At 44.0% G+C, this 17929-nt stretch carries 15 protein-coding genes; 6 read left to right on the top strand and 9 right to left on the bottom strand.

What is annotated here, in order from left to right; all coding sequences use genetic code 11:
• Positions 1–216: 216 nt before the first annotated feature.
• Positions 217–1206, bottom strand: coding sequence for a GTPase ObgE (obgE, locus tag WS42_RS03920; RefSeq protein ID WP_013612292.1), 990 nt, complete (start codon positions 1204–1206; stop codon positions 217–219).
• A gap of 28 nt (positions 1207–1234) precedes the next feature.
• Positions 1235–1774 carry a phosphoribosyltransferase gene (locus WS42_RS03915; RefSeq protein ID WP_013612291.1) on the bottom strand — a complete coding sequence of 180 codons (540 nt, stop codon included), beginning with the start codon at positions 1772–1774 and terminating at the stop codon, positions 1235–1237.
• Positions 1775–1913: 139 nt separating this feature from the next.
• Between WS42_RS03915 and purE the strand changes: the two genes are divergently transcribed.
• The gene (gene purE, locus WS42_RS03910; protein WP_013612290.1) at positions 1914–2420 is read left to right on the top strand and encodes a 5-(carboxyamino)imidazole ribonucleotide mutase; all 507 of its coding nucleotides are present in this window, start codon (positions 1914–1916) and stop codon (positions 2418–2420) included.
• 348 nt (positions 2421–2768) lie between these two features.
• A complete protein-coding gene (locus tag WS42_RS03905; RefSeq protein ID WP_046450765.1) occupies positions 2769–4829 on the top strand; it encodes a helix-hairpin-helix domain-containing protein in 2061 nt (686 codons plus the stop codon).
• A gap of 6 nt (positions 4830–4835) precedes the next feature.
• Here WS42_RS03905 and WS42_RS03900 read toward each other — a convergent pair whose 3' ends face one another.
• Together WS42_RS03900 and rpmH are read right to left on the bottom strand one after the other, a co-directional pair.
• Positions 4836–5579 carry a hypothetical protein gene (locus WS42_RS03900; protein ID WP_013612288.1) on the bottom strand — a complete coding sequence of 248 codons (744 nt, stop codon included), beginning with the start codon at positions 5577–5579 and terminating at the stop codon, positions 4836–4838.
• Positions 5580–5664: 85 nt separating this feature from the next.
• A complete protein-coding gene (gene rpmH / locus WS42_RS15285; RefSeq protein ID WP_013612287.1) occupies positions 5665–5823 on the bottom strand; it encodes a 50S ribosomal protein L34 in 159 nt (52 codons plus the stop codon).
• A 208-nt stretch (positions 5824–6031) separates the two neighbouring features.
• On the opposite strand from rpmH, the gene WS42_RS03895 reads away from it, so the two are divergent.
• Complete coding sequence (locus WS42_RS03895) at positions 6032–6901, top strand: sigma-70 family RNA polymerase sigma factor (RefSeq protein WP_013612286.1); 870 nt, start codon at positions 6032–6034, stop codon at positions 6899–6901.
• A gap of 50 nt (positions 6902–6951) precedes the next feature.
• Here WS42_RS03895 and WS42_RS03890 read toward each other — a convergent pair whose 3' ends face one another.
• The gene (locus tag WS42_RS03890; RefSeq protein ID WP_022159336.1) at positions 6952–8583 is read right to left on the bottom strand and encodes a sodium/sugar symporter; all 1632 of its coding nucleotides are present in this window, start codon (positions 8581–8583) and stop codon (positions 6952–6954) included.
• A gap of 20 nt (positions 8584–8603) precedes the next feature.
• Complete coding sequence (locus tag WS42_RS03885) at positions 8604–9758, bottom strand: galactokinase (RefSeq protein WP_046450764.1); 1155 nt, start codon at positions 9756–9758, stop codon at positions 8604–8606.
• Positions 9759–10022: 264 nt separating this feature from the next.
• Here WS42_RS03885 and WS42_RS03880 point away from each other — a divergent pair, with 264 nt between their 5' ends.
• The 3 genes from WS42_RS03880 to pdxT are packed head-to-tail and all read left to right on the top strand — an operon-like array spanning position 10023 to position 12527.
• Positions 10023–10997 carry an aldose epimerase family protein gene (locus tag WS42_RS03880; protein WP_013612282.1) on the top strand — a complete coding sequence of 325 codons (975 nt, stop codon included), beginning with the start codon at positions 10023–10025 and terminating at the stop codon, positions 10995–10997.
• 51 nt (positions 10998–11048) lie between these two features.
• Complete coding sequence (gene pdxS, locus WS42_RS03875) at positions 11049–11918, top strand: pyridoxal 5'-phosphate synthase lyase subunit PdxS (RefSeq protein ID WP_013612281.1); 870 nt, start codon at positions 11049–11051, stop codon at positions 11916–11918.
• A gap of 36 nt (positions 11919–11954) precedes the next feature.
• Positions 11955–12527: a pyridoxal 5'-phosphate synthase glutaminase subunit PdxT gene (gene pdxT, locus WS42_RS03870; protein WP_022159334.1), complete on the top strand. Its 573-nt coding sequence runs from the start codon at positions 11955–11957 to the stop codon at positions 12525–12527.
• A 52-nt stretch (positions 12528–12579) separates the two neighbouring features.
• On the opposite strand, the gene rfaE1 is transcribed toward pdxT, so the two are convergent.
• The 3 genes from rfaE1 to WS42_RS03855 all read right to left on the bottom strand — a co-directional run bounded on the left by rfaE1 (position 12580) and on the right by WS42_RS03855 (position 17856).
• Positions 12580–13518: a D-glycero-beta-D-manno-heptose-7-phosphate kinase gene (gene rfaE1, locus WS42_RS03865; RefSeq protein ID WP_022159333.1), complete on the bottom strand. Its 939-nt coding sequence runs from the start codon at positions 13516–13518 to the stop codon at positions 12580–12582.
• 11 nt (positions 13519–13529) lie between these two features.
• Positions 13530–14643 (bottom strand): peptide chain release factor 2 gene (gene prfB / locus WS42_RS03860; RefSeq protein WP_013612278.1). Its coding sequence is split into 2 segments (ribosomal slippage): positions 13530–14579 and positions 14581–14643, totalling 1113 coding nucleotides; the frame shifts between segments, so codons are not numbered across the junction.
• A gap of 69 nt (positions 14644–14712) precedes the next feature.
• Positions 14713–17856, bottom strand: coding sequence for a glycosyltransferase family 117 protein (locus WS42_RS03855; RefSeq protein WP_013612277.1), 3144 nt, complete (start codon positions 17854–17856; stop codon positions 14713–14715).
• Positions 17857–17929 lie beyond the last annotated feature (73 nt).

Below are 17929 nucleotides of genomic sequence, written 5' to 3'. Positions count from 1 at the left end.
TCGTGTTGGGGGACCATTGGAGCTCTGTCGGGTGTCGTCTTGCTTTTTCTGAACGCCCGACCGGTGGTGTCTGAGCGAAGCGAGTTCCGCCGGTCAGTGAAAGAAAAAGGTAGACGACCGACAGAAGCGACCGGGTCCCCCAACACGAACACCGAAGACGAACAAGTAACAAAATAATTCTACATTTATCGGTGTAAGGTATATAACTGCCAAAATTTATTCATTGAGGACTTTCCAGAGTATATCTTTCAATTCGGTAAGGCCGGTTCCTGTCACAGAGGAGATAAAGACATAAGGGATATCGGGGAGATCGCACTCCATCTCTGCCATCAGTTCTTTATCGGCACAGTCTGATTTTGAAATGGCCAATACGCGTTTTTTATCCAAAAGCTCCGGATTGTATTGTTTCAATTCGTTTAACAGGATGTTATATTCCTGATGAATATTCTGACTGTCGGCAGGTACCAGAAATAGCAATACCGAGTTGCGTTCGATGTGGCGCAAAAATCGGATACCCAGTCCTTTTCCTTGGTGTGCTCCTTCGATAATACCGGGAATATCTGCCATAACGAACGAACGTCCATCGCGGTAATTGACGATTCCCAGGTTAGGAACGAGTGTCGTGAAAGGGTAATTGGCGATTTCGGGTTTAGCAGCAGATACTACCGACAATAAGGTCGATTTGCCGGCATTGGGGAATCCTACGAGGCCCACATCCGCTAATACCTTTAATTCGAGAATGACCGTCCGTTCGACGCGGGGCTCTCCGGGCTGTGCAAAACGGGGCGTTTGATTCGTTGCCGAACGGAAATTCCAATTGCCCAGACCTCCGCGTCCTCCCTTGACCAGGATAAAACTTTCCCCGTCTTGTGTGATTTCACAAATCGTTTCGCCGGTTTCTGCATCCCGGGCAACCGTTCCTAAAGGAACTTCGATTGTAACATCTTCACCATCGGCACCTGTACTCCGGTCTTCACTTCCGTTTCCGCCGTCACCTGCAAATACATGGCGCTGGTATTTCAAATGGATCAGTGTCCAGTAATTTCGGTTTCCACGGACGATGACATTGCCTCCCCGTCCTCCGTCACCTCCATCCGGTCCGCCTTTCATCGTTCGTTTATCCCGGTGTAAATGGGCGGATCCCCGGCCTCCGGCACCACTCCGGCAGAAGGTTTTTACATAATCGACAAAATTCGTAGAAGCCATAATATGAAAAAGTAAAAGGTAAAAAATCTTAGGCATTCAGGATATAGAGATCCGGATAATTTCTTCCCAAACCATCGTAATCCAAGCCTCTTCCCACGACAAAATCGTTTTCCAGTTCAATGCCTTTGTAGGCGATGGGTACCTGACAGACTGCGGCTTTGGGTTTATGGAATAAAGTGGCGACGATCACTTGTTTCGGATTCTTAGCATGTAAATATTCCAGCAAATGCTTCATCGATCTTCCGGAGTCGATGATATCTTCCAGAATGACGACCGTACGGTTCTGTATGTCCTCTTTTAGCCCGATCAACTCTTGGATTGCTCCGGTAGAACAGGTTCCGCTATAGGAAGCGACTTTGACAAAGCTGATTTGTGTACCCGGAATGACGATTTGTTTAATCAGGTCTGATGTGAACATAAAAGAACCGTTCAAAATACTTAAAAATAGAGGTTGGGTATCGGCTAGCTCCCGGTTCATCTGTTCGGCCATTCGGGTAATGACTTGATCGATTTTAGTAGCTTCGATAAAAGGACGAAACTCTTTGTCATGTAATATGATATTTCCCATTTTGCTAAATTGCTATCCCTTTGAGTATTTATTTGGACAAAAGTAATATTTTTAAGGCATATATGGAGGGACAAATCAGATTATATTTATTTTTGTATCGATTAGTCTGATGAATTTTACCTTATAAAACAAATATCGAATGAATCCAAGAGTAAGTATTATTATGGGGAGTACTTCCGATCTGGCCATTATGGAGAAGGCGGCGAAAGTATTGGATGACATGGGTATTCCATTTGAAATGAATGCCTTGTCGGCTCATCGTACTCCTGCAGAGGTGGAGGCTTTTGCCAAACAGGCTGCAGAGAGAGGAATAGAAGTCATTATCGCCGGAGCCGGTATGGCTGCCCATCTGCCCGGAGTCATTGCGGCCATGACACCGGTGCCGGTGATCGGGGTGCCGATCAACGCCTCTTTGAACGGAATGGATGCTTTGTTGGCTATTACTCAGATGCCTCCGGGAATTCCTGTCGCTACAGTGGCTATCAACGGAGCGATGAATGCTGGAATTCTCGCCGTACAAATATTGGCTGTCGGAGATCGGGAGTTGAAAGAAAAGATGATTCATTTTAAAGAATCTTTGAAAAAGAAGATCGTCGATGCCAATAAAGAATTGGCTGCGGTGAAATATAATTTCAAAACAAATTGATCTGAACCGACTGATATATCATCCCGTAAAGAGTTATCTATTCTTTACGGGATTTTCTTTTGTAAATATTTTTAAATTAAGTTTGTTTTTAAGTAAATAATTCATAAATTTGAAAATATAATAAGATGAGGTGTTATTGTTGTGTGGTCATAGCGTGATGCCGGCGGTATAAGGTAATTTATTTTTTGTTCGTTCTGTTTCGTCGCTTAATTTCATACCGTCGGTATTTTTAATGGAGAGTTCCCCCTTGTGGTAACGGGATGTTAGGATTTTATATCTGATGCAGAACTACAGCTTACTGCTTGTTGCGAGGTCCGGCCTGGCAGAAGTTGTATAATTTTCAGTACGATGAGATGCTGGCAATTTGGGTTATTTCTATTGTTTTCACTGGTCTCTTTGGATGTTTGGGCACAGGATTTACCTGATATTGAACGTTTGTTGGAAGGAAATGATATTCTGAATACAGAAGATGGATACGAGGAGATGGTCGATATCCTTTCTAATCTGTTGATGACTCCTGTGAACGTAAATATGGCCGGGTTCGATTCCCTCAAGATGTTGTTTTTATTGTCCGACAGTCAGATTGACCAGTTGTTGGAATTTCGAAAGAAATACGGGAATTTTCTTCATATCAACGAGTTATTGTTGGTGCCGGGAATTGGGAAGAAAGATCTGGAGAATATCCGGTCTTTCATTACTTTAGGGCATCCGGAAGTGCAGGACCGGGTGAAAGCGATAAGGTTACGTAGCCGACAGGAATTACTGACCCGTGCCAAAGTGAGTCTCCCCTTGCAGGAAGGGTATACAACCTATTCTCCGGTTGATTTCGATACCCGGAAAGAGTATGAGCGCAAAGTAGATAATCGCTTCCATGGCCCTCCGGTCGGGCTGTTACTCAAGTATAAAGCGACGATCGGGCAACATCTGCAAGCTGGTTTGACTCTTGAAAATGATCCGGGTGAAGGATATTTTACCCGGTATCAGAAAACCGGTTTTGATTTTTTATCAGCCCACATAAGTATTCATACAGATCGTTTTTTCCAACGGATTCTTTTGGGTAATTACCGCTTACAATGGGGGCAAGGCTTAGTGGCCTGGGGTGGTTTTGCTTCCGGGAAATCGGAGGTTGTCGTCGGAAACGAGAAATCGGGCAAAGGTTTTTCGCCCTACACTTCTGCCGATGAAAATAATTACCTGAAAGGCGTTGCCCTGACTTTGAAACCCTGTCGGCAGGTAACGGCGGATGTGTTTTTTTCCAGGAAGAAAACCGATGGTAATATCGTGCAGGCGGATACACTGGCAGAAGAGGATCTGCTGTCGGTTTCTTTGTATGAATCCGGTTATCACCGTAATAATAACGAGTGCCGGAAAAAACATACCCTGGAAGAACTGACTACGGGAGGAGCCGTACATTGGAATGCACCGGCCTTTAAGCTCGGTCTGAACGCTTTGTATTATGATTTTAAACCGGCCTTGATGATCGGGGATCGTATTTATCAGCAATATAACGATACAGGGCACAAACGTTTTTTGATGAGTGTGGATTATAAAACTTCGTTTCGCGGAATATATTGGTTCGGAGAAACGGCTTTTAGCGGAATCGGTTCCTGGGCTACGATCAACGGGCTGAGGTGGGGAAATTCATTCTTATCTGCCTGTTTGCTTTATCGTCGTTACGATAAAAAATATATCTCCCATTATGCTGCCGGATTTGGCGAATATTCCAATACATCCAATGAGGAGGGGGTGTATTTCGGTACCGATATATCTCCTCTGAAAAACTTGAAGATTAATCTGTACTATGATTGGTTTCGTTTTTTCAGTCCCCGTTATGGAGCTACTATTCCCGGATCGGGGTGGGAACTGTTGGGACAGATCGGTTACCGGCATGGGAACTGGGAACATCGTTTTCGGTTAAAACGGGAGATCCATCCCGAAGATACGAAAGAAAAAATCTCTGTTCAGCGGGAAAAAAGTGAATACCGTTATCAGATCGGTTATCGGGTAACTCGTCAGTTGGAGTTAAGAACACGTTTCAGCCTTTCTCATTACCATAAAGAACAGATCAAGGAAAAAGGTTTCCTGGTCTATCAGGATTTGATTTATGCAACCCGGAATAGTCGTTTTAAAATGCAATATCGTTTGGCTTGGTTTAAGACCGATTCCTATCAGTCCAGGATTTATGCATACGAGAATAATGTGCTGTATGGATACTCCTTTCCTTCTTTTATGGGAGAGGGGTGGCGTACTTACCTGAACTTGAGTTGGAAACCGTTAAACAGCCTGACTTGTTACCTAAAGAGTGGATTTACGGTGTATCCCGACCGGGAAGTAATCGGTTCGGGAGTCACGAAAGTAGAAGGAAATAAATGGTATGATCTTGCTTTGCAGCTACGTTTTACCTTTTGAGATCGTTTATTCCGGTTTGTTTTTGGCATGCAACAAATGCATGATTTCTTCATCCGTCAATTTTTTCACGTTTGTGATGATCATATTCTCATGTAAGAAATTACCGTATTGATTACATTCGTCGATAATTCCTGCGAAAAGGGGTTGAAGCTCTGTTTTCAGAGGAAGGAGCAACAGCATCACGGCATAATTCCCTTTAAATTCCGTAGATTCGATACAGCCTTGAGCATTGTTAATGGCTGTTTCTGCTTCATTTTTCAGCGTATTTTGCTGAAAAGAGGGTAAGTCGCCGGGAACGCGGTAAAAAAACACACAGAAATACCGCAATAATAACCCTTGACCTCCCAGCCCTGTAGAGATAAACACACCGGGATCATCCAGCAGAGTCGATTGTAATAACATTCTGGATTGTTGGAGCGCTATAATCGCCCATTTTTTTAAGGGAGTGTCTTGTTTCGAAAAATTTTCGATAGCACGGTATACCGAAACATCGTCCAGAGTTGCCAATACGACCAGCATTTTCTTTTTGATTTCCGGGTCGATCGTATCGTCATAGAGGTCATTGATGTTTTCCAGGTATTGTTTGCTTGTTTTTTGGTAGTTTTCAGTTCGTTTACTGAGTAAGTTTACCATTTCGAAGTATTCTTTCTGCACCTTGATATCCACTTCTTCCTCCAGGATGCTGAGGTTGGAGCCGGCCATGGCCAGTAATTGATCGATATCTTCTATTTTCTTTCCCTGTTTACTCATGTTCGATGTATTTCTCAGACAAATTTAAGCTATTCCATATAAAAAAAGCTGCCCTCGGAGCAGCTTTTTTTATATCTGTAAAGAATTAGGCCTTGTGTCTGCGTTCATCAGATACGGTCAGCTTCTTTCTTCCTTTTGCTCTTCTTCTGGCTAATACTGCTCTACCTCCGGCAGTTGCCATTCTTTCTCTGAAACCGTGTTTGTTTCTTCTTTTGGTGTTTGAGGGTTGAAATGTCCGTTTCATTGTAAAATATATTTTAGCATTATTTTCTCACTTCGGACTGCAAAAGTAGGGATTTTTTTGGTGTCTCCAAAAAAAAGTTACTTTTTTTTATCTGATTACTTGTAACTAAGCCTTGGCTGGTCTCGTATTATTACTGAAAGATGAAAAAGAAGTCTGAAAATTTGTTTTTATAAATCAAATTATTAACTTTAAGAGCGATTATCCTGATATGAGACAGCTTAAGATTACCAAGCAAATTACGGGGCGCGAGTCGTACTCCATCGAGAAATATCTTCAGGAGATAGGTAAAATCCATGTTTTATCTCCCGAAGAAGAAGCCGATTTGGCAAAAAAAATCAGAAGTGGAGACCGGGCGGCAAGGGAAAAACTGGTATTGAGTAATCTGCGGTTTGTCGTTTCTGTCGCGAAACAGTATCAAAATCATGGGCTGACTTTAGGTGATCTGATCAATGAAGGAAATGTCGGATTGATCAAAGCGGCCGAATGCTTCGACGAAACCAAAGGATTCAAATTTATTTCTTACGCTGTATGGTGGATTCGTCAGTCTATCCTTCAGGCAATAGCTGAAAATGCCCGGCTTATCCGGTTGCCATTGAATAAGATCAGTACGATCAATAAGGTGAATCGGTGTTATACTTTGTTGGAACAAGAGTTCCAACGCGAACCGACAGAAGAAGAGATTGCAGAGAAAATGGATATGACGCCCGAGGAGGTAAAGGAAAACATGAAGATCGCCACGAAGCCGGTATCTATGGATGCTCCTTTGACGACCGATGAAGAATCTATTTCCCTCTACGATGTATATATCGCTCCCGATCCTTCTATCCAGGCTCCTGAAAGTTCACTGAATCAGGACTCACTGAAAACCGATATCGAACGTTCGTTCGCTGCTTTGTCGGTACGTGAAGCTACTATTTTAAGTATGTATTATGGCCTGAACGGATATTCCTCGATGTCACTCGAAGAAATCGGAACGAAATTAGGTTTGACGAGTGAAAGAGTCAGACAGGTGAAGACTAAAGCGATCCGGAAATTGAAAGAGGTGAAGAACAACAAACGGCTGAAGACCTATTTGTAAAATAAGGATAGAATCAGGGATGAAAGATAAGCTTTCATCCCTGTTTTTTTTTAGAAGAATGCGGTGTAGATCACTACCAATAAGATACAGATGATATAAGCACAAATATTGAATACTTTGTCTGTTTTAAACATATCGGCAGTCAGTTTGATCGCTTTCGGATCATCATCTGCGGGATTACTGCTCAGGCTGACCATAAAGATCACTACAATCGTCAACAAGGTTGCGTAGAACATTTGGTCCATGAACGGCATCTCGAGTGGTAAGAGTTTAAAGATCAGAGCGATTGGAATGGAACAAAGTACACCCCAGATCGCTCCTTTGTTCGTTGCTTTCTTCCAGAACAATCCCATTAAGAATACAGCCAAAATACCCGGGCTTACCAAACCGGTATACTCCTGAATGTATTGGAACATCTGATCGATACCTCCCAATAGCGGGGCCATACATACGGCTATGATCAAGGCGATACCGGCTGTTAAACGGCCTACGTTGACCAGTTTTGTTTGCGAAGCTTCGCGATTGATATATGGTTTATAGATATCCATCGTAAAAATGGTGGAAGTTGAATTCAGCATAGAAGCCAGCGAAGAAACGATCGCTGCAGCTAAGGCGGCTAGTACCAGGCCTTTCACACCGACGGGAATGAAGGTACTGATCAGCCAGGGATAAGCATTGTCATTGTTCAATGCGGTAGAACCTGCAATTTCGAAAGCACTTCTGGCGCCGTACAGGTCTTCGGAATACATTACCCAGGCAACGATTCCCGGAATAACTACGATGAAAGGAATCAACATTTTCAGGAAGGCTGCAAAGGCGATACCCCGTTGTGCTTCTGTCAGTGATTTGGCTGCCAGGGTACGTTGGATGATGTACTGGTTGAAGCCCCAGTAGTATAGGTTGGCTACCCACAGTCCACCGATCAATACATAGATACCCGGAAGATTGTTGAACTCCTTGTTATCGCGGGAGAGTACCATATCGAATTTATCACTGGCAGCATCGGCGATGTGAGAGATTCCATTCAGGATTCCTCCGTCGGGAGTGACGTAATGCAAGGCGATTAAGGTTGTAATAATACCACCGATGACTAGCAGAGCAACCTGAATGACATCTGTCCAGGCTACAGCCGATAATCCGCCATATAATGAGTAAGCTGCTGCGAAAATAGCCAGCGCGATAATAGCCGGAACGATCATACTGCCATCTCCAACACCTACAATCGTGTCGATGGCTTTACCACCCAGGAATAATACAGAAGTCAGGTTGACAAAAACAAAGAGAGCGATCCAGAATACAGCCAGGATGGTCTTCAGATTGGTCGAAAACCGTTTTTCCACAAATTCCGGAATCGTGTAAATCCCTTGTTTGATAAAAATCGGCAGGAAGAATTTTCCAACGATAATCAAGGTCAGAGCTGCCATAAATTCATAGGAAGCAATAGCCAGACCTCCGGCAAAACCTGAACCGGACATACCGATAAATTGTTCTGCTGAGATGTTGGCGGCAATCAGAGAAGAACCGATAGCCCACCAAGGCAATGCTTTACTGGCCAGGAAGTAGTCCTCGGCAGTTTTGGTGTGTCCTTTTTTAGTCCGTGATACCCACAGACCTACACCCACTAGTAGAATCGCGTATATTCCGACGATTACGAAATCAATTATATGAAAACTTGGATTCATAATAAAATTTTATGTGATTATTAATTTAATTTACGTGCTCCTTCACCGATGTCGGCGATATAAAATGTGGCTTCCAGATGGGTTTTGTCCTTGTAGATTTTCCCTACTTCCCGGATATAACGATCGACCTGTTCTTCTTGAATCAGCGTTACGGTACAGCCACCGAAGCCGGCACCGGTCATCCGTGATCCTAAAACTCCTTCCAGCTGCTGACCTTCTTCAGCCAGGGTATCTAATTCGATCCCTGTCACTTCGTAGTCGTCTTTCAGCGATCGGTGGGAGGCATTCATCAATTGCCCGAACGTTGTCAGTTTACCTGTTTTTAAGGCATCGATGGCTTGTTTGACTCTGGCATGCTCGTGCACAGCATGTTTTGCTCTGCGGTAAACGATCGGGTCGGAAATCGAAGTACAATACTGCCCGAATTCGGTGGGCGTCAATTCACAGAGGAAAGTGATCGGATGCCGGCTTGAAATAGAAGCGACCGCCTGTTCACATTCGCTTCTCCGTTCGTTGTACTTAGAATCTGCTAATCCTCTTTTTTTATTGGTATTGGCGATGACGAGCTTATATCCTTCCATATGTAAAGGGACATACTCGTATTTCAGACTGGCACAATCCAGAGCGATCGCGTGATTGGCTTTGCCCATGCCGACAGCAAACTGATCCATAATTCCACAGTTGACCCCGACGTAATCGTTTTCAGCTTTTTGCGAAATTTTGACCAGCTCGGTCATATCGAGGTGTACCTTCGTGACATCGTTCAGCATCACTGCTGTGACTACCTCGATAGAAGCTGAGGAAGAAAGACCTGCTCCATTCGGAATGTTTCCATAGTACAAAAGATCGTACCCCCATACGTCGGAGCCCCGTTCTGCAAATTCTTTCATCACGCCGATCGGATACTTGATCCAGGCGGTAGGTTTGTCTTCGAAAGCGTTTGCATTAGCGGTGTAAGAACGATCCATATTTACACTCGAAAAACGATTTTGACGGTCTTCACGCTTCGCTATCAAAAGATAGGTCCCGAAGCTCAACGCACAGGGAAAGACCAGCCCTCCGTTGTAATCCGTGTGTTCCCCGATAAGGTTCACCCGGCCCGGAGCAAAGTAGGTATGCTCCGCTCGTTTCCCATAGATTTCTTCAAATCTATGTTCTAATTCTAGTGTGTTCATATTTATTGTTAGTTGTGTTCTGCTCTATATGCTCTGCACGCAAATATTCGGACAAAAATATAACATTTTTTTTAGTAGCACAACTTAAACTGTTAAGAATGGTAAGATATACACGCTATATCTTTTCATTATTGATGGTGATTTTTCTCTTTTTTATTAAAGGAAATTAATATCTTTGCGAACAGTTAGTAAGAAATTAGTTATTTTTTGTTTTAAAGTGTAAGGGATTGGTAGAGTAATTGGAATAAATAGAAGTATTTACGTATGAAACCACAGATCTATATATTGAAAAATACGCACCTCGAAGTACATATTTCTACTTTAGGGGCAACTTTAACCCGCATGCTGACGAAAGATTTGCAGGGAAAGGTTGTAGATGTGTTGCTGGGTATGGAAAAGGCCGAAGATTACGAATCGCCGGAATATATTGCTAGCGGAGCTTATCTGGGAGCGATAATCGGACGTTATGGGAATCGGATTGCCCGGGGAAGATTTGAGATCGACGGTGTAAAATATCAGTTGGCGATAAATAATGGTGAAAACCATCTGCATGGAGGATTGTGTGGTTTCGATAAAAAGATCTGGAACGTCGGACAAGCCGGTACAGATTCGCTGACGTTGACTTATTGCAGTCCCGACGGCGAAGAAGCCTATCCGGGAACACTACAGGTGAAAGTCGGGTTTTCGCTGCAGGAGAAAGCTTTACGAATCGATTATGAAGCTGTTACCGATAAAAAATGTTTTGTCAATCTGACTCACCATCCTTATTTTAACCTGAATCCGGAGGCTGCCGATATTAAACGACATACCCTGAAATTATATACCGACCGCTATTTAAAGACCGACGATTTGATTCCGGACGGGACTTTTGTTACGGCTACCGGAGATTATGATTTCACTTCGCCGGCATCTTTACAAGGTGTGATCGGTAACCAGGGAGGACTGGACGACTGTTTTGTATTCAACAATTCCGGGAAACTGATTCGAATGGCAGAACTTTTTGATGATCAGACAGGTATAAAACTTTATGTATGTTCCGATTATCCGGGAGTGCAAGTGTACACGGGAAAATTTCTGAATGTAAAGCAGGCTAAGGATGGTAAACAATACGGACCTTATGCCGGAGTAGCTCTGGAAGCTCAGTTCTGGCCCGATTCTCCCAATCATCCTGAGTTTCCGTCTACACTTTTAGTGCCGGGAGAAATTTATCGGAAAACGACCATTTATGGTTTTGAATGAATTTGAGTGATTCAAATAATATTTTATTAAAACTGTTTATAACCTACAATTATGGGAAAATATGAATTAAACAAAAACCTTGCACAGATGTTGAAAGGTGGAGTGATCATGGATGTGACTAATGCAGAGCAGGCAAAAATTGCTGAGGCAGCAGGAGCTTGTGCCGTAATGGCATTAGAGAGAGTACCGGCAGATATCCGTCGTGACGGTGGAGTTGCCCGGATGTCCGATCCGCAGATGATCAAAGCCATTCAGAAAGCTGTTTCTATTCCGGTGATGGCCAAAGTGAGAATCGGTCATTTTGTGGAAGCTCAGATATTGGAAGCCATCGGTATCGACTTTATCGATGAAAGTGAAGTATTGACGCCTGCCGACGAACTTTATCATGTAGATAAAACAGCCTTCAAAGTGCCGTTCGTATGTGGAGCACGTAATTTGGGTGAAGCTTTACGGCGTATCGGTGAAGGGGCTGCTATGATTCGTACCAAGGGAGAAGCTGGAACCGGAAATGTCGTTGAAGCGGTGACTCATATGCGCCAGATCAACGATGATATGCGGCGGGTGAAAAATGCCGGAATGGAAGAATTGATGAGTCTGGCAAAAGAATTCGGAGCTCCTTATGAATTAGTGAAATATGTACACGAAAATGGGAAATTACCTGTCGTGAATTTTGCTGCCGGTGGTATCGCCACTCCTGCCGACGCTGCCTTGATGATGCAGTTGGGCTCCGAAGGGGTATTCGTAGGTTCCGGAATCTTCAAATCCGGTGATCCGGCAAAACGGGCAAGAGCTATTGTTCAGGCTGTTACCTATTATAACGATCCGGTGAAATTGGCAGAACTGTCGGAAAACCTCGGAGAGGCTATGTCAGGACTCGAGATTAAAACATTGGAGAATAAATATGCTGAGAGAGGTTGGTAAATCCGATATATCCATTTAAACTCAGTAACTTTTTACATGAAAATAGGAATTTTGGGTTTTCAGGGTGCTGTCATCGAACACCAGCGACACATCGAACAATTGGGGCAGGAAGCTGTCGTTGTCCGCTATACGGAACAATTGGCCGAGATCGATGGTATTATTTTACCCGGAGGGGAGAGTACTACCATGGGAAAATTACTAAACAGGACCGGAATGATGGAACCGCTCCGTGAAAAAATTCAGCAGGGGATGCCGGTTTGGGGTACGTGTGCAGGCATGATCCTGTTGGCAAAGGAGTTGGATCAGGATCCGGTTGTGCATTTGGGAATGATGGATATCACGGTCAGACGGAATGCTTACGGTACGCAAATCGATAGTTTCGATACTCAGGTGGTGATTCCGGAGGTAAGCGATGAACAGATTCCGCTGGTATTTATCCGGGCTCCTTATATTGTCCGTACAGGAGAACGAGTAAAAGTATTGTGTGAAGTGGAAAGACATGTCGTCGCTGCCCGCGAAAAGAATATGCTGGCGACTTCTTTTCATCCGGAGTTGACCGGAAATGCCGCATTTCATCAGTACTTTATCGGTATGTGTAGCGGTAAGTAAAAAAGCCTGTTCCCTTTCTGAAAATATTCGTTTCGGCAGGGAACAAGATTTTTTATTTTTGTTGTACTAATTCTTCGATGGTAAGCGTAGCTGTACCGATTTTCTTCACGACGATACCTGCTGCAATATTGGCTGTTCTCATCGCTTCGCTGATTTCAAAACCTGCCGCCAGGCAAAGTCCGAGTGTCGCTACGACAGTATCTCCTGCACCACTGACGTCGAAAACTTCTTCGGAATGGGTCGGAATATGAATGGGGGGAATGGGACCGATCAGGCTCATGCCTTTATCACTGCGGGTGACTAATAAGGCGGTCAGATGATTGTTCGTAATCGCTTCCCGGGCTGCTTTTTCAATGGCCCGGTCGGTATTGGGTACCGTATAACCGACGATATCACTCAGCTCTTTAACGTTGGGAGTGACGATATCGGCGCCTGAATATTTCTCCCAGTTTTTCCCTTTGGGATCGATAATGACTTTTTTATCGTATTTGTGAGCTAACTTAATCAGATAACGGCATAAATCTTCGGATATCAAGCCCTTGCCGTAATCTGAGATCACCAGGATATCGTATTCCGGTAAAATCCGGCTGATCGTGTCCCGGAATAGCTTTTTATTGTCCGCATTCAATTCGCTTTTATCTTCATAGTCTACCCGGACGATTTGCTGTTTTCCGCCGATAATCCGTGCTTTGGTGATTGTCGGGGAGGAAGTTTTCAACAGAAAGGTGTCGATATTTTTGTGGCGGCTGATCCGTTCGATTTCTTTACCGAAAAGATCATGGCCGATAACACCACATAATAAACTATGTCCTCCCAGACTGACAATGTTGTTGGCGACATTCGAAGCACCTCCCAACCGGGATTCTTCTTTTTGAATGTTGACGATGGGGACCGGAGCTTCCGGAGAGATACGGTCTACTTTGCCGAAATAATATTTATCCAGCATGACATCTCCGACAATCAGAATTTTACTGTTTGAAAAATCTAACATCTTAGGCTAATTTATTCGACACCTCCGAATTCCATCAGGTAGGCTTTTATGAAACCGTCGATTTTACCATCCATGACTCCGCCGACATCGGAGGTCTGAAAATTAGTCCGGTGATCTTTTACCCGGCGGTCATCGAAAACGTAACTCCTGATTTGTGAACCCCACTCAATTTTTTTCTTATTACTCTCGATCTTCTGTTGTTCTGCCATCCGTCTTTGTAATTCCATATCATACAACATAGAACGCAACAGACGCATAGCGTTTTCACGATTGTCCAGCTGAGAACGGGTTTCGGTATTTTCAATCAGGATTTCGCGGGTTTCACCGGTATCCGGATCTTTGTAATTGTAACGTAGGCGTACACCCGTTTCTACTTTATTTACATTCTGTCCGCCGGCTCCTCCCGAACGGAAAGTATCCCAACTGATATCCGCCGCATTGATGGCTATCTCTATTGAATCATCCACCAATGGTGTCACGAATACAGAAGCAAAAGAAGTCATTCGTTTACCTTGGGCATTGAAAGGAGAGACCCTGACTAAACGATGGACGCCGTTTTCACCTTTCAGGTAACCGTAGGCGAAATCGCCTTCCAGCTGCAACGTAACCGTCTTGATTCCGGCTTCATCGCCTTCCTGAATGTTACTGACCGTCAATTTGTAGTTATTGGCTTCTGCCCAGCGCATATACATTCGCATCAGCATGGAAGCCCAGTCCTGACTTTCTGTTCCACCGGCACCGGAATTGATTTTAAGGATGCAGCTCATCTGATCGGCTTCACCCCGTAACATATTCTTTAATTCCAGCTCTTCCACCAATTGCAGGGTTTCTGCATAGTGGGTATCCACCTCTTCTTCGGTAGCTTCGCCTTCTTTGGCGAAGTCAAAGAGGACGTTCAGGTCGTCTACCGAACGGGATACAGCTTCACAGCCTTCTATCCAGCCTTTCAATTCGCGTACCTGTTTCATCACCTTTTCCGCTTGCTTCGCATCGTTCCAGAAATCAGGAGCTTGGGTACGCATTTCTACTTCTTCGAGCTCTATTTTTTTACGATCGATGTCAAAGATACCTCCTCAGAGCGCCACTGCGTTCTTCAACTGCTTTCAGTTGATCTGTTGTTATCATAATATCGTTTTTTTTGTGTGTGTATATTTTATGCTGCATATCATCCGGTATGCAGCATAAAATGAATTATTATTTCCCGGCTTTGTCCGCCGTATCCTTCATCAACGGTTTATCGGGAGAAATATGTGAAGGATTATATAATCTCAATACTTTGTCCTGCAATTCCTGTGCCAGTTCTTTTTGTCCTGCCTGGGTGGCAAAAGCCAATAATTGCTTGATCACTTCGATGCTGAGTCTTTCCTCTTGTTGTATACTCGGAGTATTGGCAAATTTCGGCTCGAGTGAATTGGCATATTTCAACATCTGATAGTTGTTCGTTGCCAGTTCGTTGAGCAAGTGGTTCGCCTTTTCGGTTTCTCCCAGTTCGTAATACATCGGTATATAGAACAGCATACTATTGTCTGCCGGTACCTGATACAGTGGAATTTCTTCCAATGACTTATCCAGAACGGCGACCGCTTCGGCTTGTTTACCTTCGTCATACAGTTTCTGGGCCAACCGAAGGAAGGTATTCCGGTATTTCATGACGGCGATGGTCTGATCGTGGAAGAAGTCGATGTTTACTTTCGGATCTTTGATATTTCCCCATTCGAATTTATTCATGATATTATCGTAGAGGATATCGCTGTCGATCCGTCCGTAATCATAGAATTCGGCTTCTTTCGTTTCGATAGGTACGACGCGGTAGGCCGCCCCTTCGAGCTGGAAGTATTTTTCCAATCCCATATAGGCATCCGAACCCATACCGATTCCGAAATATACCGGACGTTCCCAGTTGTTCGTCGATAAAATATCCAGGACCATCAGTTGTGATTTGGTCAAGCCTTGCATCGGCAAATGCAGTCTCAGGTCTTTGACGATCTGATCTGCATCCTGGGGTTTAACCGTCCCATTGGCGATTACTTTGGCCGAATCTACCGGAAGGATAACGTTACGTGTCGGTATAAAATCGAGTTCCTTGATATATCCCTGTAATTTTGTCTGAGGCAGGTCGCTGGCGACAAACTCCATGACATCTTTCAGGTTTCCTTCTTTGAACTGATCCCTGATCAATACATAGTCCCGTTTCCCATCCCGGTATTGTTCATGAGTGAACGAAATCGGCACTCCGGAAGATTCATAAGCTTTCCGTTTCATCTGGTCGATATACCAGGAACCGGATAACAAACTTAAATTGACGACCCGGACATCCCGCCGTACTCCTTCCACTTCTTGTACATACCACAGTGGGAAAGTATCGTTATCTCCATAAGTAAATAAAATTGCATTCGGAGCACACGAATTGAGGTAATTACGGGCATGGGCTGTCGTGGCATAACGGGCATGACGGTTGTGGTCGTCCCAGTTTTGGGCGGCCATATTGACCGGAATGGCGAACAGACAGACCGTAGTAACGGCAATGGCCGATACCCGTGGATCTATATTTTTGATCTTTTTATTCAGAAATTCCCAGATAGAAAGCACACCCAGGCCGATCCAGATGGCATAGGCATAGAAAGAACCTGCATAAGCATAGTCCCGTTCCCGGGGTTCCATCGGAGTCTGATTTAAAAAGACGATGATGGCTATACCGGTCATGATGAACAAGAGCATGACTACCCAAAAATCCTGTTTTCCGGTTTTCCCCTTCCGGTATTGGTAAAACATCCCCAACAAACCGAGCAGAAAAGGCAACATATAATATTTATTGTTTGCTTTTTCATTTTTCAAATTGTCGGGTAATTCATCCTGATTTCCCAGGCGTAATTCATCCAGAAATTTAATGCCGGTGATCCAGTTGCCGTGCATGATGTCGCCATATCCCTGGATATCGTTTTGGCGTCCGGAGAAATTCCACATGAAATACCTCCAGTACATATGCCCTAACTGATAATTGAAGAAATAACGCATGTTATTACCGAAACTCGGGCGGGTGATGGTCTCGCCGTTGACCGTATAGGTCGGACCGTTGTTTCTTCCTGCCCAAGCCTGGTATTGATTGGCAAAGTTGGGCCGGGTATCGCTGTACATACGTGGGAAGAAACCACAAAACCGTTTGTCGTATTCATAGATGGTTTTGTTACCGATTTTTTCATAGACCCCGGTTTCTTTGTTCTGATAATAGATCGGTTCGCCCTCCTTCGTCCCTACTTGGGGAGCATTGAAATACTGGCCATAGAGTAAAGGAGCGTCACCGTATTGGTCACGGTTGATGTATGACAATAAAGAGAATACATTGTCAGGGCTTCCTTCGTCGATAGGAGGATCGCTTAATGAACGGATAACGATCATCGAATAAGAAGAATAACCGATCAGAATCACCATAAAACAAGTCAGGATGGTATTCCAGACAGGCATCCCTTTTTTCAGCGTATAACGGATACCCCAGACTAAAGCCCCGATAATCAGTAATACATAGATGATTACTCCGGTATTGAAAGGAGCCCCCATTCCGTTGACGAAAGTCAGCTCGAACCAACCGGCTACTTTGATCACGCCCGGGATGATTCCGAAATTAACTACACCCAGGATAAATACCGAAAGAATGCCTGTTTTGATAAATCCCCGTACGGTGGGTGTATATTTTTTGAAATAATAAACAAACACGATTGCCGGGATTGCCAGCAAGTTCAATAAGTGTACTCCGATAGACAGTCCGATCAGGTAAGCGATCAGGATCAGCCAGCGGTTGGCATAACGTTCGAAAGCGACATTTTCCCATTTCAGGATAGCCCAGAAAACTACCGCAGTAAATAAAGAAGACATCGCATACACTTCGCCTTCTACGGCTGAGAACCAGAACGTATCTGTGAAAGTATAAGTCAAAGAACCGATCAGCGAAGCTCCTAATATCGCAAACATTTGTCCCATAGTCATTTCTTCACCTTCTTTTACAATAAGCTTACGGGCCAGGTGAGTGATCGACCAGAACAGGAATAAAATGGTCAGCCCGGAACAAATGGCCGACATACAGTTGATCATATAGGCTTGGGTATCTGCCGATGGAGCAAATATCGCAAACAACCGCGAAATAATCATAAATAACGGTGCTCCGGGGGGATGTCCCACCTGTAAGCCCACAGACGTGGTGATGAACTCTCCGCAATCCCATAGGCTGGCCGTTGACTCAGCTGTGAGTATGTAAGTCATACTCGCGATAACGAAAGTGACCCAACCGGTAACCCTGTTAATCAGCTTGAAGCTTAAATTAGGATGATCTTTGATTTTATACATATTCATTAATTAAGATAAATTTGCGATTATTATGTGCGTAAAAAATCATTATTTCCTCCGTTTTGAAGCTTTC

Source organism: Odoribacter sp. N54.MGS-14 (assembly GCF_000980295.1).
GTDB lineage: Bacteria > Bacteroidota > Bacteroidia > Bacteroidales > Marinifilaceae > Odoribacter > Odoribacter splanchnicus.
This window is presented reverse-complemented; position numbering and strand designations above follow the sequence as displayed.